The following is a 24,073-nucleotide window of genomic DNA, read 5'->3' on the forward strand; positions in this document are numbered from 1 at the left end:
GTGGCTGAAGAGGCGCCCCTGCTAAGGGTGTAGGTCGTGTAAGCGGCGCGAGGGTTCAAATCCCTCCTTCTCCGCCAGTCGTTTTAAATTTAAATATGGCCCGTTGGTCAAGCGGTTAAGACACCGCCCTTTCACGGCGGTAACACGGGTTCGAATCCCGTACGGGTCATCTTAAAAAGGTTTGCATATATGCAAACCTTTTTTTATTTGCGCTTTTTTAAAGATTAAGTAAACAGGAATAATAGTTAGGAATAATTACCATGAATTTTCAGAATAAAAAGTAAGTTTTAAGCAGGATTTTCCCTATATCATATGGAATTATTCATAAAGTAATAAAGTATGAAGAGTATGGAATAAAGAGTAATTTTAAAGAACATTTATTCTATTATATTTGTAGAAAAGGTTTATGTTTTTACTATAAAAGGGAATGAGTGGTAAGAAGCGTATATTATGTGCGTATATTATGTTTGAAGTTAAAGGGGTGGCAAAAGTGAATCTAGCGGTTCAGCCTACTGAATTTGATGTTCATTTGTATCACGAAGGAAACTTATTTCGCAGTTACTCTATTTTCGGTGCGCATCAGGTAACGGTAGAAGGAATTGAAGGCGTACGATTTTGCGTGTGGGCACCTCATGCAAAGGGTGTAAGCGTTGTAGGTGATTTTAATAAATGGAACGGTTTTCAACATTCAATGGTTAAAGTTAATGAAGAAGGTATTTGGATGACATTTATCCCTGAATTAGAACAAGGGACTATTTATAAATATGAAATCATCACACAAAGCAATCAAAAAAAATTAAAAGCAGATCCATACGCTTTCTTCAGTGAAGTTCGTCCAAACACTGCGTCTATTGTTTACTCATTGGATGGGTACAAATGGAACGACCAATATTGGCGTAGAAAGAAAAAACAGCAAAATATATATGAAAGACCACTGTGTATTTACGAGCTGCATGCAGGGTCTTGGAGGACTCATGAAGATGGCAGCCTTTATACATACAGTGAATTAGCACAGGAGCTTATTCCTTATATTGCTGAACAAGGTTTTACACATATTGAGTTATTACCAGTCATTGAGCATCCGCTCGACCGATCCTGGGGATATCAAGGAACTGGATACTATTCTGCTACCAGTCGATACGGTACACCTAAAGAGTTGATGAACTTTATAGATGAGTGTCATCAAAATAATATAGGCGTTCTTTTAGACTGGGTACCCGGGCATTTTTGTAAGGATGAACATGGTCTGTATATGTTCGATGGAGAACCTACTTATGAATACAAAAAAGAACCCGACCGTGAAAACTATGTTTGGGGAACAGCTAATTTCGATTTAGGCAAGCCTGAAGTACAAAGTTTTCTCATTTCGAACGCTTTGTTTTGGTTGGAGTACTTCCACATAGATGGATTTCGAGTAGATGCTGTAGCTAATATGCTTTATTGGCAAAATTCTTCTGGAAAAGCAGTAAATGATGGAGCTGTCAGCTTCTTAAAAAAATTGAATGAAGCTGTTTTTAAATCTGATGAAACGATATTAATGATGGCAGAAGATTCAACGGATTGGCCCCTTGTTACAGCACCTACGTATGAGGGCGGTTTAGGCTTTAATTATAAGTGGAACATGGGATGGATGAATGACGTTTTAACGTACATGGAAGCTGGAGTGGAAAGACGTCCCTATCTTCACGATAAAATGACCTTTTCACTAATGTATGCGTTTAACGAAAACTTTATTTTGCCGCTTTCTCATGATGAAGTCGTACATGGGAAAAAATCATTGCTTAATAAGATGCCAGGTGATTACTGGCGCAAGTTTGCACAGCTTCGACTGCTATATGGATATTTCTTTGCACACCCTGGAAAAAAGCTTTTATTTATGGGCGGAGAGTTTGGCCAATTTGATGAGTGGAAAGATTTAGAAGAGTTAGACTGGATGCTTTATGACTTTGACATGCATCGCAATCTTAACGGATATATGAAGGATCTCATCAAGATTTATAAAAGAAGCAAGCCTTTATATGAATTAGACCATAATCCAGATGGATTTGAATGGATTGATGTTAACAATCATCATCAACAAATTTTCTCCTTTATTCGCAAGTCGAAAGAAAATCAGGAGATTTTTATAGTTGTTAGCAATTTTTCTGAGCATCCATATCATTCTTACAAAGTTGGAGTTCCAGTTGAGACAGAGTACATTGAAGTTATTAACAGTGATGACGAAGTGTACGGCGGTTCAGGCATTGTAAATAAAAAGGCATTAAAATCAGTGGATGAATCGTTTCACGGTCAACCTTTTTGCATTGAAATGAATATTCCGCCGTTTGGCATTAGTATACTACGAGCAAAGAGAAAACGAGGGGAGAGAAAACAACATGTTAAAAAAGAAATGCGTAGCGATGTTATTGGCAGGAGGAAAAGGTAGTCGGCTAAGTTCGCTTACAAAAAATCTAGCAAAGCCAGCTGTACCATTTGGTGGTAAGTATCGAATTATTGATTTTGCTTTAAGTAATTGTACAAATTCAGGTATTGAAACAGTGGGTGTATTAACACAATATCAACCGCTAGTTCTCAATTCATACATTGGAATTGGAAGCGCTTGGGATTTGGACCGACGGAATGGTGGCGTCACAGTATTGCCTCCATACGCGGAGTCAGATGGAGTAAAGTGGTATAAAGGCACGGCTAGCGCTATTTATGAAAACTTAAACTATTTGACACAATATGATCCTGAGTACGTACTGATTCTATCAGGTGATCACATTTATAAAATGAACTATGAAAATATGCTTGATTATCATATAAACAAAGAAGCAGATGTAACGATTTCTGTTATTGAAGTACCTTGGGAAGAAGCGAGCCGTTTTGGTATTTTAAATACAAATAGTGACCTAGATGTAATGGAGTTCGATGAAAAGCCACAGCGTCCTAAAAATAATCTAGCGTCCATGGGGATTTATATTTTTAAATGGAGTATTTTAAAAGAATATTTAGAAATGGATGCACGCAATCCATACTCAAGCCATGATTTTGGTAAAGATGTTATTCCGCTTTTACTAGATGAAAAGAAAAAGCTAATTGCATATCCATTCCAAGGTTATTGGAAAGATGTAGGAACTGTAAAAAGCTTATGGGAAGCGAATATGGATTTGTTATGTGATAAAGACGAGCTTAATTTATTTGACTCTTCATGGAAAGTATACTCTGTTAACCCTAATCAGCCTCCTCAATATATTGCGCCAAACGCCTGCGTGGTGGAGTCATTAGTAAATGAAGGGTGCGTTGTCGAAGGAAACGTAGAGCAGTCCGTGTTATTTCCAGGTGTACAAATCGGTTCAGGCTCTGAAGTTAAGAAAACGGTTGTCATGCCTACTGCAAAGATAGGCTCTAACGTATATATTGAAAACGCAATTGTTCCATCGGACATTGAAGTTCCAGACGGTACTATCATTCGACCGACCAAAGGAAGCGAAGAAGTAATTCTTGTTACTCAAGAATTGATTGAATCAGTTGCTAAATGCATTTAACGAACAGAGAGGATGAACGACATTGAATAATCAAATGCTTGGTATTATTGATGCTTGTACAAACACAACAGCGCTGCAGCCTTTAACCTTTTATAGATCGATTGCTGCCATTCCTTTTGCAGGGCGCTATCGATTAATCGATTTTACGCTTTCTAATATGGTGAACTCTGGAATTTCGAGCGTTGCCATTTTTCCTCGTGATCGCTATCGCGCATTGATGGATCATATAGGTTCAGGAAAAGAATGGGATTTGGATCGGAAGCGAGATGGATTGTTTATCTTCCCTCCTATGACAAGTGATTTACACTTAGAGAGTCCATCACTATTCACGCAGTTCCGTTATCATATTGATTATTTCTTAAGAAGTAAGCAGGAATACGTATTAATTGCTAATAGTTATACGATATGTACAGTTGACTTTGAGCACGTGCTGCAGCGTCATATTGCTTCAAATGCAGATATTACTGAAATGAAGCAGGATGATAAATCGCTTAATATGTATATTATTAATAAATCTATTCTAGTTAATATTTTGCAAAATGAATCGCATGATTTTTATACGATTAAAGAAATGGTTCGATATATGGCACAATCTCATCGTGTAGAAAAGTACGAGCACCATGGATATACGGCTGAGATTTCTAGCTTAGATGCCTACTATAAAACAAGTATGGAAATTTTATCTCCAGATGTTTGGAAGCAGTTATTTATCAACGAACGTCCTGTTTTCACTAAAGTAAAAGATGAACCGCCTACTCGTTACGCAAAAAAAGCGGTTGTGAAAAACTCAATGATCGCAAACGGGTGCGTGATTGAAGGACATGTGGAAAATAGTATTATCTTCCGAGGCGTTAAAATTGGAAAAGGTACTGTCGTTAAGAATAGCATTGTGATGCAAAAAGGCGTTATTTTAGAAAATAGTGTATTAGAAAATGTTGTTTTAGACAAAGATGTGAAAATAGGAAGTAATGAAACGTTGCTAGGTGAGTCAGGTCTACCTAGAGTCATTGCTAAAGGAACAACTCAAGGAGCGTTGATGAAGTCGTGAATGTATTATTTGCTGTATCAGAATGTGTACCTTTTATTAAAACAGGAGGATTAGCAGACGTAGCAGGTGCCCTGCCTAAAGAATTAAAAAAGTTAGGAACGAACGTATGTGTAGTCATGCCAAAGTACGGAACCATTCCTCAACATTATCAAGATGAAATGGTGCTTGAGAAAGTTATTCATGTGCAGGTTGGGTGGAGAAGACAGTACTGCGGGATTGAATCGTTAACGATGGATGGCGTTAAATATATTTTCATTGATAATGAATATTATTTTAAAAGAGATAGCTTATATGGGCACTACGATGACGCTGAACGATTTGCTTTCTTCAGCAGAGCTGTGCTTGAAGCTATCCCATTTTTAGAGAATGAGCCTGATATTATTCATTGTCACGATTGGCATACGGCTATGATTCCATTTTTACTTCGTGCTAATTATGATATGTATGATCATATCCAGACGGTCTTTACGATTCATAACTTGCAATTCCAAGGAATTTTCCCTAAAAGCAATTTATATGAGTTATTAAATTTAAATGATTATTATTTTACTACAAGCCAGCTCGAGTTTTATGGGAATATTAATTTTATGAAAGCGGCTCTTGTATCAGCTGATAAAATTACCACGGTAAGTCCTACATATCGAGATGAAATTCAAATGCCCTATTACGGAGAAAGTTTAGATGGATTATTGCGTCAGCGAAATCAAGATTTAATTGGGATTGTAAATGGAATCGATGAAGAAGCTTATAGCCCAGACGCAGATCAGCTTATATCTTATCCTTATTCGGTAGAAGAGATTGAAGGGAAATATAAAAATAAAAAAGAGCTCCAGCGCTATCTTGAATTAGAAGAAAATAAGGATGTTCCAATTATTTCGATGGTTACAAGGTTAACCCAGCAGAAGGGATTGGATTTAGTTAAGCACGTTTTCCATGAGACGGTTAACTTAGGAGCCCAAATTGTTATTTTAGGAACTGGCGAACACGAGTTTGAGCAGTTTTTCCGTGAGATGGAAGATACGTACCCGCAACAAGTAAAAGCCATTATTGGTTTTAATGAGGAACTTGCTCATAAAGTTTATGCCGGTACGGATTTATTTTTAATGCCTTCCCGTTTTGAGCCTTGCGGACTCGGACAATTAATAGCCTTAAAGTATGGAACCATTCCAGTCGTGCGTGAAACGGGCGGCCTGAATGACACGGTTAAAGCTTATAATGAATATAGTGGAGAGGGAAATGGCTTCTCTTTTAAGAATTATAATGCTCATGACATGCTTCATACGTTAGAAAGAGCTGTTTCATTTTATCACCAGAAAGATGTATGGAAAAAATTAATGATGGATGCTATGAGTCAGGATTATAGCTGGGGGCAATCGGCATTTAAATATAATCAATTGTATTCAAATTTGACATCTACTCCATCGTGAAAGGGTGAGCAGATTGTTCTCTGATAAAAAAAGCTTTCAAGAGGCTTTTTTAAAAAAGCTGGAAATGACATATGGAAAGAGCTTTAAAGAATCTACTGTTCAAGATCACTATCATACATTAGGAAATATGGTGCGAGAGTATATTAGCAGCGATTGGATTTCAACCAATGAAATTCACAGGTCTTCACATACAAAGCAAGTGTATTATCTTTCTATCGAATTTTTGTTAGGCAGACTGTTGGGTCAAAATCTGTTGAACTTAGGAATTCGGGAAGTTGTAAAAGAAGGATTAAGTGATCTGAATATTTCACTTGAAAATATTGAGGAAATCGAAGTAGACGCAGGATTAGGAAACGGGGGATTAGGTAGGCTTGCTGCTTGTTTTTTAGATTCTCTTGCTTCACTTAATCTTCCTGGTCACGGTTATGGGATTCGCTATAAACACGGTTTGTTTGATCAAAAGATTGTAAATGGCTTTCAAATTGAGCTCCCAGAACAATGGTTAAGGCATGGGAATTCATGGGAAGTACGCAAGTTAGATCAAGCAATCGAAGTGAACTTTTGGGGCGAAGTTGAAATGGTGCAGGAAGACGGAACATTCTCTTTTCGTCATGTAAAAGGAGAACCCGTCTCTGCTGTTCCTTATGACATCCCGGTTATCGGGTATAAAACAGATACAGTGAATACACTTCGCCTTTGGAATGCGGAGCCTTCATCATTTCCAGTACATAAAGATGTGATGGAGTATAAGCGTCAAACAGAGGCTGTATCAGAATTTTTATATCCGGATGATACACATGAAGATGGTAAAATATTAAGGTTGAAACAGCAATATTTTCTTGTGTCAGCTAGCTTACAAAGTATTATCAGAGCACATCGAAATACCTATCAAACACTTACAAACTTTCACGAAAAAGTAGCCATTCATATTAACGATACGCATCCTGTACTTGCGATTCCTGAGCTAATGAGAATTTTACTGGATGAAGAAAAAATGGAATGGGAAGATGCATGGCATATTACGTCCAATACCATTTCATACACAAACCATACGACTCTTTCTGAAGCCCTTGAGAAATGGCCGATTGATTTATTTCAACCCTTGCTTCCACGCGTGTATATGATTATTGAAGAAATTAATGAGCGCTTTTGTAAAGAATTATGGGAAGCATATCCAGGAGACTGGCAGCGGATTGAAAATATGGCTATTTTAGCGCACGGGCTAGTAAAGATGGCTCATTTAGCAATTGTAGGAAGTTATAAAGTAAACGGCGTGGCAAAGATTCATACTGATATTTTAAAAGAACGAGAAATGAAAGATTTTTATCAGTTTTATCCTGCTAAATTTAACAATAAAACGAATGGAATTACCCATCGGCGCTGGTTGTTAAAAGCTAACCCGCAGCTTTCCTCTCTTATTACCGAGGTGATAGGAGATAAATGGATTAAACAGCCGCATTCTCTTATAAAGCTCCAAGAGTATGTGGAAGATCCAAGCTTTTTACAAGGACTAAAAACAGTAAAACAACAGCGTAAAAAGCTGCTTGCCGATATTATTCAAGAGCAAACGGGAATTAAAATAGATTCACATTCTATTTTTGATGTACAGGTTAAAAGGCTTCATGCTTATAAAAGACAGCTTTTAAATGTACTGCACATTATGTATTTGTACAATCGATTAAAAGAAGACCCTAATTTTCAAATCGTGCCTCGTACATTTATTTTTGGTGCGAAAGCTTCTCCCGGCTATTATTATGCAAAAAAAGTCATCAAGCTAATTAATTCTGTAGCTGATGTTGTCAATCATGATCCACAAACATCACCGTTTTTAAAAGTCGTTTTCTTAGAAAACTATCGAGTGTCACTTGCTGAGTATATCTTTCCTGCAGCGGATGTCAGCGAACAGATTTCAACCGCCAGCAAAGAAGCTTCGGGAACGGGAAATATGAAATTCATGATGAATGGAGCGTTAACTCTTGGTACGATGGACGGAGCGAACGTCGAAATTAGCGAGGCAGTAGGAAAAGATAATGTCTTTATTTTTGGGTTGAAAGCCGAAGAAGTATTGAGCTATCAGCAAAATGGAGGATACCGTGCCTATGATTATTACCATCATGATAAGCGGATTCGACAAGTGCTCGAGCAGCTCACAAACGGCTTCTTACCTGACACATATGACTTATTCGAGCCTATATATGATTCATTATTAATGCAAAATGATGAATACTACGTACTCCGTGACTTTGACTCATACGTTACGGCACAGCAAAAAGTAAACGAAGCTTATGGAAATGAAAATAAATGGCTTCAAATGAGTGCGACGAACATTGCACATTCCGGCTTTTTTTCTAGTGACCGAACGATTGAGGAATATGCATCTGATATTTGGGGAATTCATTCCACTAAAAATTTATTAAATCAATAAATAAAAAAGGTGTAGTCAACGACTACACCTTTTTTATTTTATCTGTTGTCACCGTTTAAGAAATCACCTAAAGAACCAAGGATACTGCCTTCACCTTTACCTCCCGTTGGTGAAACTGCACTTGATAAAACGCGATCGGCTAGTCGACTAAAAGGAAGAGATTGAATCCAAACTGTTCCCGGTCCTGACAGAGTAGCAAAAAACATGCCTTCTCCTCCAAACAGAGCTGTTTTAATTTTTCCTACATATTCGATGTTGTAATTTACATCACGGGTCATGGCCACTAAACAGCCAGTATCCACACGAAGGCGTTCACCCGGCTGCAGCTGTCTCTTATGAATGGTGCCGCCTGCATGCAAAAATGCGAGGCCATTGCCTTCTAATTTTTGCATAATAAAACCTTCACCGCCAAAGAAGCCAGTTCCTAGTTTTTTTTGAAAGTCAATACCAACGGATACGCCTTTGGCAGCGCATAAAAAGGAGCTTTTTTGACAAATAATTTTATGATCGAGCTGCTCTAAATCGACAGGAATAATTTTACCTGGAAAAGGTGAAGCGAAAGATACTTTTCGCTTGTGATATCCGTTATTTGTATATACCGTCATAAATAAACTTTCACCAGTTAATACGCGTTTCCCAGCACCTTTTAGTTTATTAAAAAGTCCGCTGCTGTTGGAGGAAGAACCGTCACCAAAAATGGTTTCCATCTCAATATCATCTTCCATCATCATCATTCCTCCAGCTTCTGCTATCACACTTTCTGAAGGATCTAATTCAATTTCAACAAACTGCATGTCATCTCCATACAATTTATAATCAATTTCATGTGCATTCATTATTTTCACCTCATTATTAATTCTAATCTCCTATTCATTCGATGTCATCTCCCATAGCTCCTACTAAAAATAGAAAAAAGAGTAGTATGAAGAACTACTCCTTTTCAGTGTATGGATCTTTCTCATAGGCCGGTAAATCTCCAAATATGGTCATCGTACCTTCTTCATCCAGTGCATTTTCATATCGCTCATGCTCTTTTGAAGGGTAAATAGCAAGAGGCTGTCCATATAAATCGGTAGCGGCAAAGTTTTCATAATCTTCAACGTACCCGATAGCTTCATCCGCCTCAATATAGGTTTCACTATAGTTAGACGTATCTTCTATAAAATCAGAAGGAGATTCAGACGTCCCGTAACGCGCAACGTCTTGCCAAGAATCTTCTGCGTCGTATCCTGTCGTCTCGGTATCGTCATAGTCGTATTGACCAAATGGGTGATGGAGAACATTTTCTTCTACAGGTCTGTGCTTTGGAATATCCTGTGATGGGCTATGTTCTTTACAGTATAAAGTAGTTGGTACAGCCTGAAGTCTTTCAAACGAGATATCTGCTCCACATACTTTGCATGTTCCATACGTGCTGTGAGCGATTGCCTGCAGTGCTTCTTCTATTTCATGTAGCTCTTGTTTTGCATGTTCATTTAGTGCAAGGTCTTTTTCACGCTCGTATGTTTCTGTGGCTGTGTCACCAGGGTGGTTATCGTAGCTTGAAAGTTCTCCTACAGCATCGTGAGCGTCGCTTCGAGTTAGACCAAAATGATCATTTTGATCAAAGTGCGATTGAATATCAGCCTGCTGCTGCTGTAAATTTTGTTTTAACTGACTGATTTCTTGTTTTGAAAGTGTCATGAAGCTCCCCCTTAAAAATTTAGTGTGCTTTTGTAGTATGTGTTAAAAATTCAAAAAAACACGATTCATATTAGGAGGATTTGGGGTATTCATGAAGCTAAGAGAGAAATGGAGTGGAAAATTAAAGAAAGGTAAAGGTTATAGAAAAGGGTATGATAAAAATAACGTTCTTGAGGGCTAAAGAGTACTAAATAGATCATAAAGATTTTTTTATTGGTTTACTGAAAAGGCGTAATTTAGACAAGCGAAATTAATTTTTGCTCATGAATCGCAATGCTAGATTTTTTTGAACTGAAAGTTTATAATAAGTTAGTTACAGACTTAAGAAAAAAAGATGAACGGGGGGACGTAGTGTGATTGCAACGACCGAACAGTTAGTACAAGAATACATTAAAGATGCGATTGAGTGTGCAAAAAATGAAAATCAGCCAAAATTGGTCAGTTTAGTGAAAAAAGTAAGACCTATTGACCCCCTTATTTTTTATGCGAACGGACATGACCAGTTTTATAAAGAACGCTTTTTTTGGAAAGATCCCAACAGTTATTATACATTTGTTGGATTAGGATATGCGCATACTATTTGCACCAATGCGGCAAAAGAACGTTATTTCCACATTGAAAATGAATGGAAGCGCTTTATAAAAGAAGACTTTTATAAAAATAACCAAATTTCCCCTGATGGGACAGGTCCTCTTTTATTTGGAGGATTTTCATTTGACCCAAATCAGTATCGAGAAAACTATTGGAGTGATTTCCCGAGTTCAAAATTTATGATTCCAACTGTGTTATATACCCAGGTAAATAAAGAAGGATATCTTACCGTTAATATGATGGTTAAAGGACAAGATTCTGTAAAAGAGCACATCAATTATTTCGAAGAGGTCCAAAAACTTGTTCTTTGTGAAGAGTACGACGGGGAATCTCATATTTCACCTTTGCTGTTGGAAAAAGAAGAAATTGGGGTAGAGAAATTTAAAGGAAATATTGAAAGAGCTACTACTTTAATTAAGCAACAGGTTATAGAGAAAGTGGTTCTTGCTCGCCAATTAAAAGTAAAATTTAATGAAGATATTTCTACTGAATACGTGCTTCAGCGTCTGTTAAAGGAACAGCCAACTAGCTACACATATATTTTAGAGGGAGAGCATCAGCATTTTATCGGCGCTTCCCCAGAAAGACTAGTACAAAAGCAAGGAGATTACGTGTTTTCCACTTGTTTAGCGGGTTCGATTCCAAGAGGAAAGACAAGGCAGGAAGATCACGAACTAGGTGAGGAATTGCTTCAGGATCCTAAGAACTTAATTGAGCACGATGTTGTTGTTCATATGATTAAAGAAGCGATGAATTCTTATTGTTATGAAGTAGAAATTCCAAGTAAGCCAAGTTTATATAAAACAAAGCATATTCAACATTTGTATACACCTGTGAAAGGGCGTATAAAGGAAGATGTGACGCTATTTTCATTTATTCAAAAGCTCCATCCAACACCAGCGTTAGGAGGATATCCTCAACAGGAGGCCTTGCCTATTATTCGAAAGCTAGAATCCTTTGACCGAGGGTGGTACGCAGCTCCTTTAGGATGGATGGATATCAATGGAAACGGTGAATTTATAGTAGGAATCCGCTCGGCTGTTATTCAGCAAAAAGAAGCTGTTTTATTTGCGGGCTGTGGAATTGTAGCAGATTCTACGCCTGAAAGTGAATATGAAGAAACAAAAATTAAATTCAACCCGATGCTTTCAGCTTTAGGAGGGATTATGCGTGGAACACATTAAATCATTAACAACGTATATTGCGTCATTCGTGGATGAATTAGTAGAAGCAAATGTTGAAGAAGTAGTGGTCAGTCCAGGGTCACGTTCAACGCCTATTGCGATGCTTATGGCTGAGCACCCTGATATTCATGTGCACTTAAACATTGATGAACGTTCTGCCGGCTTTTTTGCTCTAGGAATAGCAAAAGCAAAGAAAAAACCAGTGGCGCTTGTATGTACATCTGGAACAGCTGCAGCGAATTATTATCCTGCAGTAATTGAAGCTCACTACTCACGCATTCCTTTAGTCGTTATCACAGCCGATCGGCCGCACGAGTTAAGGGATATAGGTGCCCCGCAGGCGATTAATCAGAATCATCTTTTCGGTCAGTATGCGAAGTGGTTTGTAGATACAGCTTTACCAGAAGAAAGTGCAGATATGAATCGTTATATTCGAACAGTAGCTTCAAGGGCTGTTCATACAGCTCAAGCTATACCGAGCGGTCCTGTACACATTAACGTACCTTTACGTGAACCGATTGTACCAGATTTGTCTATTGAAGATTTATGGAGTCAGGGGAAACGCGGTAAATCATATGTGGCTGCTATTCATGGAGAAGCATCTCTATCTGAAAAAGGATTCGAAGAAATTGCGAAGCGCCTAGAGGGAACAACAAAAGGACTTATTATATGCGGAGATCAAATGTCTTTAAAAGCAGTAGACAGCGTATGCCGTTTAGCTGACGCTTTAAGCTTTCCGGTGCTCGCAGATCCGTTATCACAATTAAGAAGCGGCAAGCATTCAAAAGAAAATGTAATAGAGACATATGATACATTTTTAAAAAGTGATAAGGTTGATGAGCGTTTTTACCCCGAAGTTGTCATTCGTTTTGGCGCGATGCCGGTATCGAAACCGCTATTGCAATTTTTAAAAGCACACGAGCCGAAAGAAATGTTTGTAGTTGACCAAGGTAAAGGCTGGAGAGATCCTACTTTGCGTTCAACAGTGATGATTGAAGCCAATGAAACATTATTTTGTGAAGAACTGATCAAGCGCCTTTCAGCGAATCAAGAGGAGTCTACTTCATGGCTGAGTCTATGGAAAAAGATTAATGCTCAAACTGCACAGGCTCTCAAAACATTAACTTCTGGCCAGGAATGGTTCGAAGGACAAGTAGTTCAAGAAATTGTGGATGTAGTACCTGAAGGCACGGCTTTGTTTGTTGGAAATTCAATGCCTGTTCGAGATATTGATTCTTTCTTCTTAAATACGGAGAAAGATATTCCACTTTTTGTAAACCGAGGAGCAAATGGAATTGATGGTGTGGTTTCGTCTGCTCTAGGCGTAAGCACGGCTTACGATCACACCGTTTTATTTATTGGTGACCTATCTTTTTATCACGATTTAAATGGTCTGCTGGCAGCTAAGATGCATAATTTAAATTTAACCGTTGTGCTAGTTAACAATGACGGCGGAGGAATTTTTTCATTTTTACCGCAGTCAAAACAAGAAAAGCACTTTGAATTTTTATTCGGTACGCCAACTGGATTGAATTTTGAGCATGCCACTCGTCTGTATGATGGCACATTTTCTTCAGCAAGCAGCTGGGAAGAATTTCGACATGCAATGAACCATGCTTTCACAAAAGGCGGGTTACATGTTGTAGAGATTCGCACAACTCGTACAGAAAATGTAGAGACTCATCGCAGTTTGTGGAAACTTGTTTCCGAGGAAATAAATTTGTCAAACGGTGAGGAATAAGCAATGATGTATCAATTAAATGGTGTATCTTACTATGTGCACACCGAGGGAAAAGGAGAGCCGCTGCTGCTTCTTCACGGCTTTACCGGTTCTTCTCAAACCTGGAGTACCTTTATGAAGAAATTCGTTAAAGACTATCAAGTGATTGCTGTTGATATTATTGGTCATGGCCAATCAGCAGCTCCGAAAGAAATCAAACCATATTCAATGGAAGCAGTTGTTGAAGCACTGCATGAGCTGCTTCAACAGCTATCTCTATCACAGGTGAATGTAATTGGATATTCGATGGGAGGAAGGCTTGCTCTCTCATTTGCTCAGCGATATCCACACCTTGTGAAAAAGTTGGTATTAGAAAGCGCATCGCCTGGTTTAAAAACGCGAGAAGAACAAAAGCTAAGAAAAGAAAAAGATGAGCAGATGGCGAGCCGTATTGTGAAAAATGGAATTGAAGAATTTGTGAACTTTTGGGAGGAAATCCCTCTTTTTCGTTCTCAAAAGCAATTGCCTAGCTATGTTCAAGAAGCGGTGCGTCAAGAAAGACTTTCGCATACAGAAATCGGCCTTTCCAACAGTTTGAAAGGAATGGGAACAGGAGTCCAGCCGTCCCTTTGGGAGAAGCTGGACGATCTGTTGATGCCGGTTTTGCTTATTACAGGAGAAGTAGATCAAAAGTTTTGTTTAATTTCCAAAGAAATGCAAACATTAATACCAAATGCTACTTCTAAAATTATTTTAGGGACAGGCCATGCAATTCACGTGGAACAACCCGAGATTTTTGGTAGAATAGTAAGTGAGTTCTTAGCTACTACATAATTAGGAGGAAATAAAGATGACAGTTGAATGGACATCAGTACGTCAATATGAAGACATTTTATACGAAACATATAACGGAATCGCTAAAATTACGATTAACCGTCCGGAAGTGCACAATGCATTCCGTCCAAAAACAGTAATGGAATTGATCGATGCATTTGCTTATGCTCGTGACGATGCAAGCGTTGGAGTAATTGTATTAGCAGGTGCTGGGGATAAAGCATTTTGCTCAGGCGGAGACCAAAGAGTTCGCGGTCACGGCGGCTATGTAGGAGAAGATGAAATTCCACGTCTAAACGTTCTAGATTTACAGCGTTTAATTCGCGTAATTCCAAAGCCGGTTGTTGCAATGGTATCAGGCTATGCAATTGGTGGAGGCCACGTTCTTCACGTTGTATGTGACTTAACAATTGCAGCGGATAACGCAGTCTTTGGACAAACAGGTCCTAAAGTTGGAAGCTTCGATGCAGGATATGGCTCTGGTTACTTAGCTCGCATCGTAGGCCATAAGAAAGCACGTGAGATCTGGTTCTTATGCCGTCAGTACAACGCTCAAGAAGCACTAGACATGGGATTAGTAAACACGGTCGTTCCATTAGAGCAGCTTGAAGCTGAAACAATTCAATGGTGTGAAGAGATGTTAGAAAAAAGTCCAACCGCTCTTCGTTTCTTAAAAGCAGCATTTAATGCTGATACGGACGGCTTAGCTGGTATCCAGCAATTTGCGGGTGACGCAACGCTTCTTTATTACACAACGGACGAGGCAAAAGAAGGTCGCGATGCATTTAAGGAAAAACGCAATCCAGACTTCCAACAGTTCCCACGTTTCCCTTAAACAGCTGAAACAGCTTGGTGATTATCATCAGGCTGTTTTTTCAATTTGATTTAGTTAATTAGTATAAAAAGGAGAGAAATTTATGAGTGGCCAAACGATTCCTAATGGGCTTATGCAAAGAGCATATTTGACGCCAAACCGAGTGGCGGTAGAAACACTGCAAACGTCGCTTACTTTTCAAGAGCTTCATAAGCGTGTTCAAAAAGTAGCGCAGCAGCTTTCGTTTAACGGTGTAAAGCAAGGTGATACCATTGCTTTATGCATGAAAAACAGCGTGGAGTTTATTGAGATTTTACATGCGGTTTCTTATATTGGCGCTCGGGTGCTGCTCGTCAATACGCGTTTGACAAATGAAGAAATCAATTATCAGCTAACAGATGCAAACGTGTCGTTGCTTATTACGGATGAAGCATTTTTAACGAGAGAGTTCCAAAGTTCCATTACTCAGCTTCCTTTATCTTCTTTAAAAAGTTCTCCAGAAACAGAAACGTATTTTCAGAAAACGTGGAATCTCGAGGAGACGTTCACCATTATGTATACGTCTGGAACAACAGGTAATCCAAAAGGAGTGCTGCAGACATATGGAAATCACTGGTGGAGTTCCATTGGTTCAGCTCTTAATTTAGGATTAAATGAAAAAGACTGCTGGCTTATAGCGGTTCCTTTGTTTCATATTAGCGGATTATCCATTTTAATGCGGAGCGTCTTTTACGGAATGAAAATCATTTTAGAAGAACGATTTAAAGCAAGAGCGGTGAATGAAGCCATTGAAAACAAAGGAGTAACAATTATTTCGGTTGTCACTTCCATGCTATCGAATATGCTGGATGAATTAGCTGAACGTAAATACCCAAATACATTTCGCTGTATGCTTTTAGGAGGAGGACCCGCACCGCTTACTATTTTAGAGGCTTGTGTGAATAAAGAAATTCCTGTTTATCAAACGTATGGAATGACAGAAACATCTTCACAGTTCGTTACGCTTTCACCTGAAGATAGTTTGCGAAAACTGGGATCAGCAGGTAAACCATTATTTCCGTGTGCAATGAAAATTGTAGATGAGAATGGAAATGAAACACGTGAAGCAGGAGAAATCATTGTTAAAGGTCCAAATGTTACAAAAGGATATTTAAATAAACCTGAAGCTACTAAAAAAGCCCTTCAACAAGGCTGGTTCTATACAGGAGATATCGGGAAAGTGGATGAAGAAGGTTTTCTATATGTATTAGACAGACGTTCGGACCTTATTATTTCAGGTGGAGAAAATGTATATCCAGCTGAAATTGAAAATGTTTTGTTGAAGCATCCCGCTGTTAAAGAGGCCGGTGTAACGGGAGTAGCCGATGGAAAATGGGGACAAGTTCCTGCAGCATGCATTGTTATAAACGAAGACGTTTCAGATGAAGAGTTATCTTTACACATTCAACAATTTTTAGCAAAGTACAAACTTCCAAAGTATTTCGTTCGAGTAGAGGAGCTGCCGCGAACGGCCTCTAATAAAATCATACGCCGGAAGCTATCATCGTTCATACAGAAAGGAATTTAATCGATGATTATCAAAAAAGTACATCTTTATAAAATTGACATGAAGCTTCTTTCTCCTTTTTCAACAAGCTATGGTACGGTCCAGGATCGAGAATTGATTTTGCTTGAAGTAGAAGATGAAAAAGGATTTACAGGATGGGGAGAAGTCGTTGCTTTTTCATCTCCTTGGTATACGGAAGAAACGATTCAGACATGTTTTCATATGTTAGACGATTTTTTAATTCCTTCGCTTCTTCACCAGCAGCTTCAAAAACCAGAGGATGTTCAAAAGTTATTCAAACCTCTAAAGCGGAACAACATGGCTAAAGCAGCTTTGGACTGTGCTGTATGGGATTTGTATGCAAAGCGCCAAAATAAGCCCTTAGCTGAAGTAATTGGCGGAGTAAGGCCTGCTGTAGAAGCTGGAGTGGTAGTTGGCTTAAACGATATTTCCATCATGAAAGAACAAATAAAGACTTATATGAAAGATGGTTATAAGCGCTTTAAAGTGAAAATTAAGCCAGGCGCTGACTATGAGCTACTGAAACAAATTCGAGATGAATTTCCAAGCATTCCTCTTATGGCTGATGCCAATTCAGCCTATACGTTAAGCGATAGTGATTCATTGAAAAAACTAGATGAATTGAATTTAATGATGATCGAACAGCCGTTAAGTTCGGATGATATCCTTGATCATCGATTATTACAAAAGCAAATGAAGACGCCGATTTGCTTAGATGAAAGCATTGTGAGCTATGAAGATGCACGTCATGCAATCGAACAAAAAAGCTGCAAGATTATCAATGTGAAAATCGGTCGAGTTGGCGGAATGTCTGTAGCAAAAAAAATTCATGATTTATGCTCCCTACACGGTGTAAGGCTTTGGGTTGGCGGAATGTTAGAAGCCGGGATTTCACGAGCTCATAACATCGCCCTTGCCACACTGCCTTCTTTCACGATACCAGGTGACATTTCTGCGTCGTCTCGCTATTGGGAAAAAGATATTATTAAGCCCGAAGTAGAGGTAGAAGCCGGAGTAATAAAGGTGAAGGAAAAACCGGGGATCGGATACGATATTGATAAAAAGTTTATCAAAACAATCACAGCATTTGAAAAAGAATACAAATAATTAAAAACCGTTTTTTATGAAAAACGGTTTTTTTATTGATGTTGGCAATGTTTAGTAGAAAAATAGGACAAATTTTTTAAAAAGAGCACATTGTTCCATCAAGCGTGTCAAAACATGTTATGATGGAGTAGTTTGATGAAAAAAGTCGAAGGATTTTATCGTAAAAAACAAAATTATTTTTGAAAATAGGTTGATAGTTTTCTAAGTTGTCCTATATAATGTGTTTATAACATAACACAATATGTTGTTTGTTAAACAATAATAAAATACTATATTTTGTGTTTTCCAGTGAAAAAGGTGTCTGATAAAAAGACTTAAAAGGGAATTTGGTGAAAATCCAAAGCTGTCCCCGCAACTGTGAATGCTGATGAAATAAGGAGATCCACTGTGAGTAAACATCATGGGAAGGCCTTAAAGTAAAAAGAAGCATAAGTCAGGAGACCTGCCTTTTTTATGTCGTTTTATCTTCTTCGGGAGGTGAGAGGGTAGAGCGAGGATTGAGAAAAGACTTAGTGTCTTCTTCTATCTTCGTTCTATTCGCTCACCGAGGTACGGTGAGCGATTTTTTATTTTGAAGTGAAGAGAGGAGCCATATTTATGGTGAATACATTAAAGCCTACAATTCTACATGAATTAACTGCATATATTGAACGTTTAAAAAAAGAATTTACGCAGCTTGATTTTTCTTTGTATGAGGAAAAGGTTATTCAAACTGTTACAGTAAAGGAAAATATGACGGACGAAAAGGTTGCAAACGTACTAATTTTGGCAGCCCTAGAGCGTATTTCAATGGAAGAACCAGATTGGACGTACGTGGCGGCAGACGTCTACTTAAACGAACTATATCGAAAAGCAGCGGACAACCGAGGTTATGATAAAAAAGAGAAGTACGGTTCGTTTTATCAGCTTATTCAAGAACTAACAAAAATCGGCATTTATAATAAACAGCTATTAAAAACATATACAGAAGAAGAAATTAATGAAATTGCTTCAGTCATTATTCCTGAACGCGATCGTTTATTTACATACATTGGATTGCTGACATTAGCAGATCGCTATTTAGCGACATCACATGATAAGCGTGTATACGAATTACCGCAAGAACGTTTTCTTATCATTGCTATGACGCTGATGTCTCAAGAAAAGAAAGAAAATCGAACAGCATTAGTAAAAGAAGCGTACTGGGCGCTTTCTAGTCTATATATGACGGTTGCCACACCAACACTCTCAAACGCAGGAAAGAGCTACGGACAGCTATCTAGCTGCTTTATTGATACGATTGATGACAGCTTACGCGGTATTTATGATAGCAATACAGATTTGGCCACGCTTAGTAAAAATGGAGGCGGAATTGGTGTCTACCTCGGTCATATTAGAAGCCGAGGAAGTGATATAAAAGGTTTTAAAGGCGTATCATCAGGAACAATTCCATGGATGAAACAGCTAAATAATACGGCTGTAAGTGTCGATCAGCTAGGTCAACGACAAGGAGCTATTGCCGTATATTTAGACGTTTGGCATAAAGACATTTTTTCATTCTTAGACGCGCGTTTGAACAATGGTGATGAACGCCAGCGCACGCATGATTTATTCACTGGCGTATGTTTGCCAGATTTGTTTATGGAAAAAGTAGAAGCACGTGAAGACTGGCACTTATTCGATCCTCACGAAGTTCGTACGCTGATGGGCTACTCGTTAGAAGATTTTTATGATGAAGAAGAAGGCAGCGGTTCGTTCCGCACTCGTTACGCTGAGTGTGTAAACAATGAACAGCTTTCAAGAGAAACAGTGCCTGCTATTGAGATCTTCAAGCGCATTATGCTTTCGCAGCTTGAAACCGGAACTCCTTATATGTTCTATCGTGATACGGTTAACCGAGCTAATCAAAACCGACACGCGGGCATGATTTACTGCAGTAACTTATGTACAGAAATCACGCAAAACCAAAGTACAACGGTCGTAACAGAGGAAATTACGGAAGACGGAAAAATTATTATTACAAAGAATCCGGGCGATTTTGTTGTATGTAATCTTTCTTCTATTAACTTAGCGAGAGCCGTAACTGAAGATGTACTTGAACGTTTAATTCCAATTCAAGTACGCATGCTTGATAATGTTATTGAGTTAAATGATTTGCCGGTACTTCAAGCAAAGCTAACGAATCAAAAGTACCGCGCAGTAGGGCTTGGCACATTTGGCTGGAACCATTTGCTTGCCTTAAAGAAAATAGCATGGGAGACAGATGAAGCGGTAGCATATTGCGATGAATTGTATGAACAAATTTCTTACTTAACCGTGCAGGCAAGCATGAACTTAGCTAAAGAAAAAGGCGCATATCCATTATTTAAAGGCTCAGATTTTGAGTCAGGCGCTTATTTTGAAACACGTGAATACACGAGCGAAGCGTGGAGTGAACTGCGTAGCGAAGTTCAAAGCAATGGGATAAGAAATGGATATTTAATGGCTGTAGCACCTAATTCATCAACATCTATTATCGCGGGTTCTACGGCAAGTATTGATCCGATTTTCCGTAAGTTTTATTCAGAGGAAAAGAAAAACTATAAAATCCCAGTGACGGCACCAGATTTATCGCCAGCAACAAACTGGTATTATAAGTCCGTTTATTTAATTGATCAGCACTGGAGCATTAAGCAAAACGCCAAGCGCCAGCGTCATATTGATCAATCTATTTCATTCAATTTATATGTACAAAATGATATCCGAGCAAAAGAGCTGCTGGATCTTCATATGACGGCATGGAAAGAAAAATTAAAAACGACCTATTACGTACGTTCAACATCAAGTGAAGTCATTGAAGAATGTGAAAGCTGTCATAGTTAAAAGGAGTGAATAATTGATGACAAGCATGTTAAAACGAGAATTAATGAACGAAACAGCTCCGAACCGTTCGACAGGAATCATCAACGGCAAGAGCTCCAATATTCTAAACTGGGATGACGTCCGATTTTCATGGGCGTTCCCTAAATACAAGCGTATGCTAGCTAATTTCTGGACGCCGTTTGAAATTAATATGGGGCAAGATATTAAACAGTTCCCTCAGTTAACCGCTGACGAACAAGAGAGCTTTCTAAAAATTATTGGCCTGCTGGCGCTACTGGACAGTATTCAATCAGATTATGCTAGCAAAGTAGCTGACTATGTAACCGATTCTTCGATTAACGCTCTAATGATTATTTTAGCGCAGCAAGAAGTGGTTCATAATCATTCGTATTCATATGTTTTATCAAGTCTTGTACCAAAAGGAAAACAAGATGAAGTATTTGAATACTGGCGTACAGACGAAAAGCTTCGCGCACGAAATGACTTTATTACAAACGGATATAAAGCATTTAGCGAAGAAGCAACGGTTGAAAACTTTTTGAAGTCTATGGTATATGATGTTATTTTAGAAGGACTTTTCTTCTATAGCGGATTTGCGTTCTTCTATAATCTTGCGAGAAATCAAAAGATGGTGGCGACATCTACGATGATTAATTATATCAATCGTGATGAACAGCTTCACGTTGGGTTATTTGAAAAGATTTTCAAGGAAGTACTAAATGAAAATCCAGCTTATCGTACGGAGGAGCTAGAAACGTTTGTAGTTGAAACGTTCCAAGAGGCAGCTCGTCTTGAAATTGAATGGGCGGAATCTGTTATTGGAGAAAAATTCGACGGCATTACGATGAAAGAACTGCAGCAGTACATTGAATATATGGCGAATAAACGCTGTAATCAGTTAGGCTTCGGTCGAGCTGCTTTCCCAGAAGCACCGATTGAAAATCCTCTTCGTTGGATTATTGCTTATCAAGAGGTAGATTTAGGGAAAACCGATTTCTTTGAACAGAAATCACGACAATATACAAAAGCATCAGATGCAAATGGATTTGATGATCTATAAACACAAAAGCTGACTAATTTCCTTATTGATTAGTCAGCTTTTTTTAAGTGAATAAGTCCAAGTTCTAACGCACGTGTGGTAATTAAGTCATCAATTTCTTCTGGAATGTTTTCAAGTGTTCCCCATTTGTATGTCCATAAATGAGTAAATGATTGTACATAGATTGGAAAGGTTTGTTCATTTGCTTTTATGGCTTCTTCTTTAAAAAAATGAATCAGTTGTTCAGTCTTCATACTAGTCTCCTTTTTTATAATCTTGAAGAGAGAAAAAAGACAACCCAGAGGCTGTCCTTTTGCGGGTTACGCTTCAGTTGGCTTGAACGTTTTACAGTCTGTTTCATAGCTGCTTGCTGCATGTTTTCCGCTATGACTTACTACGTAAATTTCTTCTGCACTGCAGTGATTTCCATTTTTCCAAAAGTGACAGTTGTTTACTTCACAAAGAATGTTTTGTTCCAACGTTAACCCTCCTTTGTATGTGATAGCTATAGTATGGTCAAAATTCAACTAACTTATAAGAAAGGTGGTAGACTTTCATTTTAATTGAGAATTTTTATCAATTAAACATTGACAAAGAGAATCATTCTCAATTAAACTGTATATATAGTAAAGAATACAGGTTGTTGTCAAATCATTAAATGAATAATTAATTGGGAGGGAACAAACATGTCATCAGTCATGGTTGTAGGAGGAGACAGGTTAAAGCATATTACAGATCGTCTAGCGGGAGAAGGGTTTAATGAAGTAATTCATTTAGATGGCCGTAAAAGCAATATGGTGAAGCGAGAAATTCCCGAACATATTGGGTTTGTATTAGTTATTACGGATTTTATTAATCACAATATGGCAAAAGTCATTAAAGAGAAAGCAAAAAAACAGCAAAAACCAATTTATTTCGTCAAACATTCATGGAGTGCTATTCGTAAAGTGATTGAGCAAATTTCATGATTTAATTTTTGATCATTATTGAGAATGAATTTCAATTATGGTGGTGAGACATAGATGGAACCGATGAAAGTGCATATAAAGACACTCTCCAATAACCACATCGAACAATTTATTCGATGTCCGTACAAATTTTATCAGCAGCAGCTTCTTTTGAAAAAGACATCTATAGATTGGAAACAGCATGTTCAAGTAACCGTCCATCAAATCATTAAAACATACTATAGCAAGCCAGTTGAGTATCGCTCAAACCTCTATGTTTTACAGCTTATTGAAAAATATTGGCGTCTAAAGCCAAATATGTTTTCATCACCCATTCACTATTACGATGTGTTAGCTAAAGTAAGTGATTATTTACTGAGGTTTTTAGGCGAGAAAACACATGTGGAGCTACCACTTTTTGTGTTTGAGAAATACAGCGTTTATGTAGAAGAAATTCAAAGCAACCTTTCTCTGACCATTGATTTTGCTGCATGGACAGAGAAGTCTTATACGGTAACAAAATTCATTCTAGATGACCATGAAGAAGTAAAGAACGCAATGAAAGACTTTATTATCGTTTTTTCGAAACAAGCTTTTAAAAAGGTTCCTGAACAAATTCGTTTTTATTCATTATTAACCGGAGAAACAACAACTTATTATATTGCAACAGGCGATTATGAAAAAGCCATACTTCAACTACATATTGTCAAAAGTGTGTTAATGGAACCAAAACATTTTCAAAAGAACTATGCATCCAGTGAGTGTGAAAACTGTCCTCTTAAGCAAGAATGTGATGAAGAAGGGGATGTGCGGTCCACACTGCTGGTGTAAAGGAGCGTCATTTACATGAAGGAAATCTTACTAGCTTATGCGAGTATGTCAGGCAACACAGAAGCAATAGCCGATTTGATCGAAGAAGAATTAGTCAAGCATGGATTGCATGTGAAACGAGCAGAAGTATATGACATTGATGCTTCGGACCTTGTATTGGCAGAATCTATTATCTTTGGAGCTTATACGTGGGGAGATGGAGAGCTGCCAGATGATTTTTTAGATCTTTATGATGAAATGGATGATATAGATCTCAGTCAAAAGCAGATGGCTGTATTTGGTTCAGGTGATTCATCATATGATGTTTTTTGCGGAGCAGTTGATTTAATTGAAGAAAAAATAAAGGGACGCAACGGAAATATAGCTGTTCCTGGTTTGAAAATCGAGCTTTCTCCCTTTGGAGAAGATGTAGAAAAATGTAAGGTATTTGCTAAAGACTTTGCTGAAGTAGTGGCAAAATCTGCTGCTTCATAAGAAAACCCGGTCAA

General features: G+C 38.1%; 20 protein-coding genes, 1 tRNA gene and 1 riboswitch. Of the genes, 17 read left to right on the forward strand and 4 right to left on the reverse strand.

The window, feature by feature from the left end; translation table 11 throughout:
* Nucleotides 1-97 precede the first annotated feature (97 nt).
* The 6 genes from ACH0CI_RS00005 to ACH0CI_RS00030 all read left to right on the forward strand — a co-directional run bounded on the left by ACH0CI_RS00005 (nt 98) and on the right by ACH0CI_RS00030 (nt 8,427).
* Nucleotides 98-169, forward strand: a tRNA-Glu gene (locus tag ACH0CI_RS00005).
* Nucleotides 170-463: 294 nt separating this feature from the next.
* The gene (gene glgB / locus ACH0CI_RS00010; protein ID WP_033579577.1) at nt 464-2,425 is read left to right on the forward strand and encodes a 1,4-alpha-glucan branching protein GlgB; all 1,962 of its coding nucleotides are present in this window, start codon (nt 464-466) and stop codon (nt 2,423-2,425) included.
* Nucleotides 2,376-3,527, forward strand: coding sequence for a glucose-1-phosphate adenylyltransferase (locus tag ACH0CI_RS00015; RefSeq protein WP_016765788.1), 1,152 nt, complete (start codon nt 2,376-2,378; stop codon nt 3,525-3,527). Before glgB ends, ACH0CI_RS00015 begins: the two co-directional genes overlap by 50 nt.
* 22 nt (nt 3,528-3,549) lie before the next feature.
* Entirely contained in the window at nt 3,550-4,575 is a 1,026-nt protein-coding gene (locus tag ACH0CI_RS00020; RefSeq protein ID WP_257042256.1) for a glucose-1-phosphate adenylyltransferase family protein, read from the forward strand.
* On the forward strand, nt 4,572-6,002 hold the full coding sequence (glgA, locus tag ACH0CI_RS00025; RefSeq protein WP_033579578.1) for a glycogen synthase GlgA: 1,431 nt from the start codon (nt 4,572-4,574) through the stop codon (nt 6,000-6,002). Before ACH0CI_RS00020 ends, glgA begins: the two co-directional genes overlap by 4 nt.
* Before the next feature lie 13 nt (nt 6,003-6,015).
* Nucleotides 6,016-8,427 carry a glycogen/starch/alpha-glucan phosphorylase gene (locus ACH0CI_RS00030; RefSeq protein ID WP_028411871.1) on the forward strand — a complete coding sequence of 804 codons (2,412 nt, stop codon included), beginning with the start codon at nt 6,016-6,018 and terminating at the stop codon, nt 8,425-8,427.
* A 38-nt stretch (nt 8,428-8,465) separates the two neighbouring features.
* On the opposite strand, the gene ACH0CI_RS00035 is transcribed toward ACH0CI_RS00030, so the two are convergent.
* A complete protein-coding gene (locus tag ACH0CI_RS00035) occupies nt 8,466-9,263 on the reverse strand; it encodes a TIGR00266 family protein (protein ID WP_013059569.1) in 798 nt (265 codons plus the stop codon).
* Nucleotides 9,264-9,357: 94 nt separating this feature from the next.
* Entirely contained in the window at nt 9,358-10,110 is a 753-nt protein-coding gene (locus ACH0CI_RS00040; RefSeq protein WP_406900736.1) for a TraR/DksA C4-type zinc finger protein, read from the reverse strand.
* A 353-nt stretch (nt 10,111-10,463) separates the two neighbouring features.
* Here ACH0CI_RS00040 and ACH0CI_RS00045 point away from each other — a divergent pair, with 353 nt between their 5' ends.
* From ACH0CI_RS00045 to ACH0CI_RS00080, 8 genes are all read left to right on the forward strand, one after another.
* Nucleotides 10,464-11,885 (forward strand): isochorismate synthase, encoded by a 1,422-nt coding sequence (locus tag ACH0CI_RS00045; RefSeq protein WP_047749710.1) that lies wholly within the window; start codon nt 10,464-10,466, stop codon nt 11,883-11,885.
* Nucleotides 11,872-13,626, forward strand: coding sequence for a 2-succinyl-5-enolpyruvyl-6-hydroxy-3-cyclohexene-1-carboxylic-acid synthase (gene menD, locus ACH0CI_RS00050; RefSeq protein WP_033579580.1), 1,755 nt, complete (start codon nt 11,872-11,874; stop codon nt 13,624-13,626). Before ACH0CI_RS00045 ends, menD begins: the two co-directional genes overlap by 14 nt.
* 3 nt (nt 13,627-13,629) lie before the next feature.
* The gene (gene menH / locus ACH0CI_RS00055) at nt 13,630-14,439 is read left to right on the forward strand and encodes a 2-succinyl-6-hydroxy-2,4-cyclohexadiene-1-carboxylate synthase (protein WP_406900738.1); all 810 of its coding nucleotides are present in this window, start codon (nt 13,630-13,632) and stop codon (nt 14,437-14,439) included.
* A gap of 16 nt (nt 14,440-14,455) precedes the next feature.
* Nucleotides 14,456-15,274 (forward strand): 1,4-dihydroxy-2-naphthoyl-CoA synthase, encoded by an 819-nt coding sequence (gene menB, locus ACH0CI_RS00060; protein ID WP_013085280.1) that lies wholly within the window; start codon nt 14,456-14,458, stop codon nt 15,272-15,274.
* Between the two features lie 82 nt (nt 15,275-15,356).
* Entirely contained in the window at nt 15,357-16,820 is a 1,464-nt protein-coding gene (locus ACH0CI_RS00065; protein WP_335707169.1) for an o-succinylbenzoate--CoA ligase, read from the forward strand.
* Between the two features lie 3 nt (nt 16,821-16,823).
* Entirely contained in the window at nt 16,824-17,927 is a 1,104-nt protein-coding gene (gene menC / locus ACH0CI_RS00070; protein ID WP_406900740.1) for an o-succinylbenzoate synthase, read from the forward strand.
* Between the two features lie 278 nt (nt 17,928-18,205).
* Nucleotides 18,206-18,391: riboswitch (cobalamin riboswitch) on the forward strand.
* 133 nt (nt 18,392-18,524) lie between these two features.
* Entirely contained in the window at nt 18,525-20,768 is a 2,244-nt protein-coding gene (locus ACH0CI_RS00075) for a ribonucleoside-diphosphate reductase subunit alpha (RefSeq protein WP_028411864.1), read from the forward strand.
* Between the two features lie 16 nt (nt 20,769-20,784).
* The gene (locus tag ACH0CI_RS00080) at nt 20,785-21,828 is read left to right on the forward strand and encodes a ribonucleotide-diphosphate reductase subunit beta (protein ID WP_013059560.1); all 1,044 of its coding nucleotides are present in this window, start codon (nt 20,785-20,787) and stop codon (nt 21,826-21,828) included.
* Nucleotides 21,829-21,857: 29 nt separating this feature from the next.
* Here ACH0CI_RS00080 and ACH0CI_RS00085 read toward each other — a convergent pair whose 3' ends face one another.
* Nucleotides 21,858-22,061 carry a hypothetical protein gene (locus ACH0CI_RS00085; protein WP_013059559.1) on the reverse strand — a complete coding sequence of 68 codons (204 nt, stop codon included), beginning with the start codon at nt 22,059-22,061 and terminating at the stop codon, nt 21,858-21,860.
* Nucleotides 22,062-22,127: 66 nt separating this feature from the next.
* On the reverse strand, nt 22,128-22,286 hold the full coding sequence (locus ACH0CI_RS00090; RefSeq protein WP_013059558.1) for a DUF1540 domain-containing protein: 159 nt from the start codon (nt 22,284-22,286) through the stop codon (nt 22,128-22,130).
* A gap of 207 nt (nt 22,287-22,493) precedes the next feature.
* On the opposite strand from ACH0CI_RS00090, the gene ACH0CI_RS00095 reads away from it, so the two are divergent.
* From ACH0CI_RS00095 to ACH0CI_RS00105, 3 genes are read left to right on the forward strand one after another with little or no spacing between them, the layout of a single operon-like run.
* Nucleotides 22,494-22,775: a DUF2325 domain-containing protein gene (locus ACH0CI_RS00095; RefSeq protein WP_028411863.1), complete on the forward strand. Its 282-nt coding sequence runs from the start codon at nt 22,494-22,496 to the stop codon at nt 22,773-22,775.
* A 54-nt stretch (nt 22,776-22,829) separates the two neighbouring features.
* Nucleotides 22,830-23,585: a hypothetical protein gene (locus ACH0CI_RS00100; RefSeq protein ID WP_406900741.1), complete on the forward strand. Its 756-nt coding sequence runs from the start codon at nt 22,830-22,832 to the stop codon at nt 23,583-23,585.
* A gap of 15 nt (nt 23,586-23,600) precedes the next feature.
* Complete coding sequence (locus ACH0CI_RS00105; protein WP_034271367.1) at nt 23,601-24,059, forward strand: flavodoxin; 459 nt, start codon at nt 23,601-23,603, stop codon at nt 24,057-24,059.
* The last annotated feature ends 14 nt before the right edge of the window (nt 24,060-24,073 follow it).

This window comes from Priestia sp. 179-F W1.4 NHS (genome assembly GCF_045369295.1).
Lineage (GTDB): Bacteria > Bacillota > Bacilli > Bacillales > Bacillaceae_H > Priestia > Priestia zanthoxyli.

What these genes read in the sequence shown, in the direction of transcription:
- glgB (WP_033579577.1), top strand. Translation starts at nt 464, where the DNA reads ATGTTTGAAGTTAAAGGGGTGGCAAAAGTGAATCTAGCGGTTCAGCCT.
- ACH0CI_RS00015 (WP_016765788.1), top strand. Translation starts at nt 2,376, where the DNA reads ATGTTAAAAAAGAAATGCGTAGCGATGTTATTGGCAGGAGGAAAAGGT.
- ACH0CI_RS00035 (WP_013059569.1), bottom strand. Translation starts at nt 9,263, where the DNA reads ATGAATGCACATGAAATTGATTATAAATTGTATGGAGATGACATGCAG.
- ACH0CI_RS00040 (WP_406900736.1), bottom strand. Translation starts at nt 10,110, where the DNA reads ATGACACTTTCAAAACAAGAAATCAGTCAGTTAAAACAAAATTTACAG.
- menH (WP_406900738.1), top strand. Translation starts at nt 13,630, where the DNA reads ATGATGTATCAATTAAATGGTGTATCTTACTATGTGCACACCGAGGGA.
- menB (WP_013085280.1), top strand. Translation starts at nt 14,456, where the DNA reads ATGACAGTTGAATGGACATCAGTACGTCAATATGAAGACATTTTATAC.
- ACH0CI_RS00065 (WP_335707169.1), top strand. Translation starts at nt 15,357, where the DNA reads ATGAGTGGCCAAACGATTCCTAATGGGCTTATGCAAAGAGCATATTTG.
- menC (WP_406900740.1), top strand. Translation starts at nt 16,824, where the DNA reads ATGATTATCAAAAAAGTACATCTTTATAAAATTGACATGAAGCTTCTT.
- ACH0CI_RS00075 (WP_028411864.1), top strand. Translation starts at nt 18,525, where the DNA reads ATGGTGAATACATTAAAGCCTACAATTCTACATGAATTAACTGCATAT.
- ACH0CI_RS00080 (WP_013059560.1), top strand. Translation starts at nt 20,785, where the DNA reads ATGACAAGCATGTTAAAACGAGAATTAATGAACGAAACAGCTCCGAAC.
- ACH0CI_RS00085 (WP_013059559.1), bottom strand. Translation starts at nt 22,061, where the DNA reads ATGAAGACTGAACAACTGATTCATTTTTTTAAAGAAGAAGCCATAAAA.
- ACH0CI_RS00095 (WP_028411863.1), top strand. Translation starts at nt 22,494, where the DNA reads ATGTCATCAGTCATGGTTGTAGGAGGAGACAGGTTAAAGCATATTACA.
- ACH0CI_RS00100 (WP_406900741.1), top strand. Translation starts at nt 22,830, where the DNA reads ATGGAACCGATGAAAGTGCATATAAAGACACTCTCCAATAACCACATC.
- ACH0CI_RS00105 (WP_034271367.1), top strand. Translation starts at nt 23,601, where the DNA reads ATGAAGGAAATCTTACTAGCTTATGCGAGTATGTCAGGCAACACAGAA.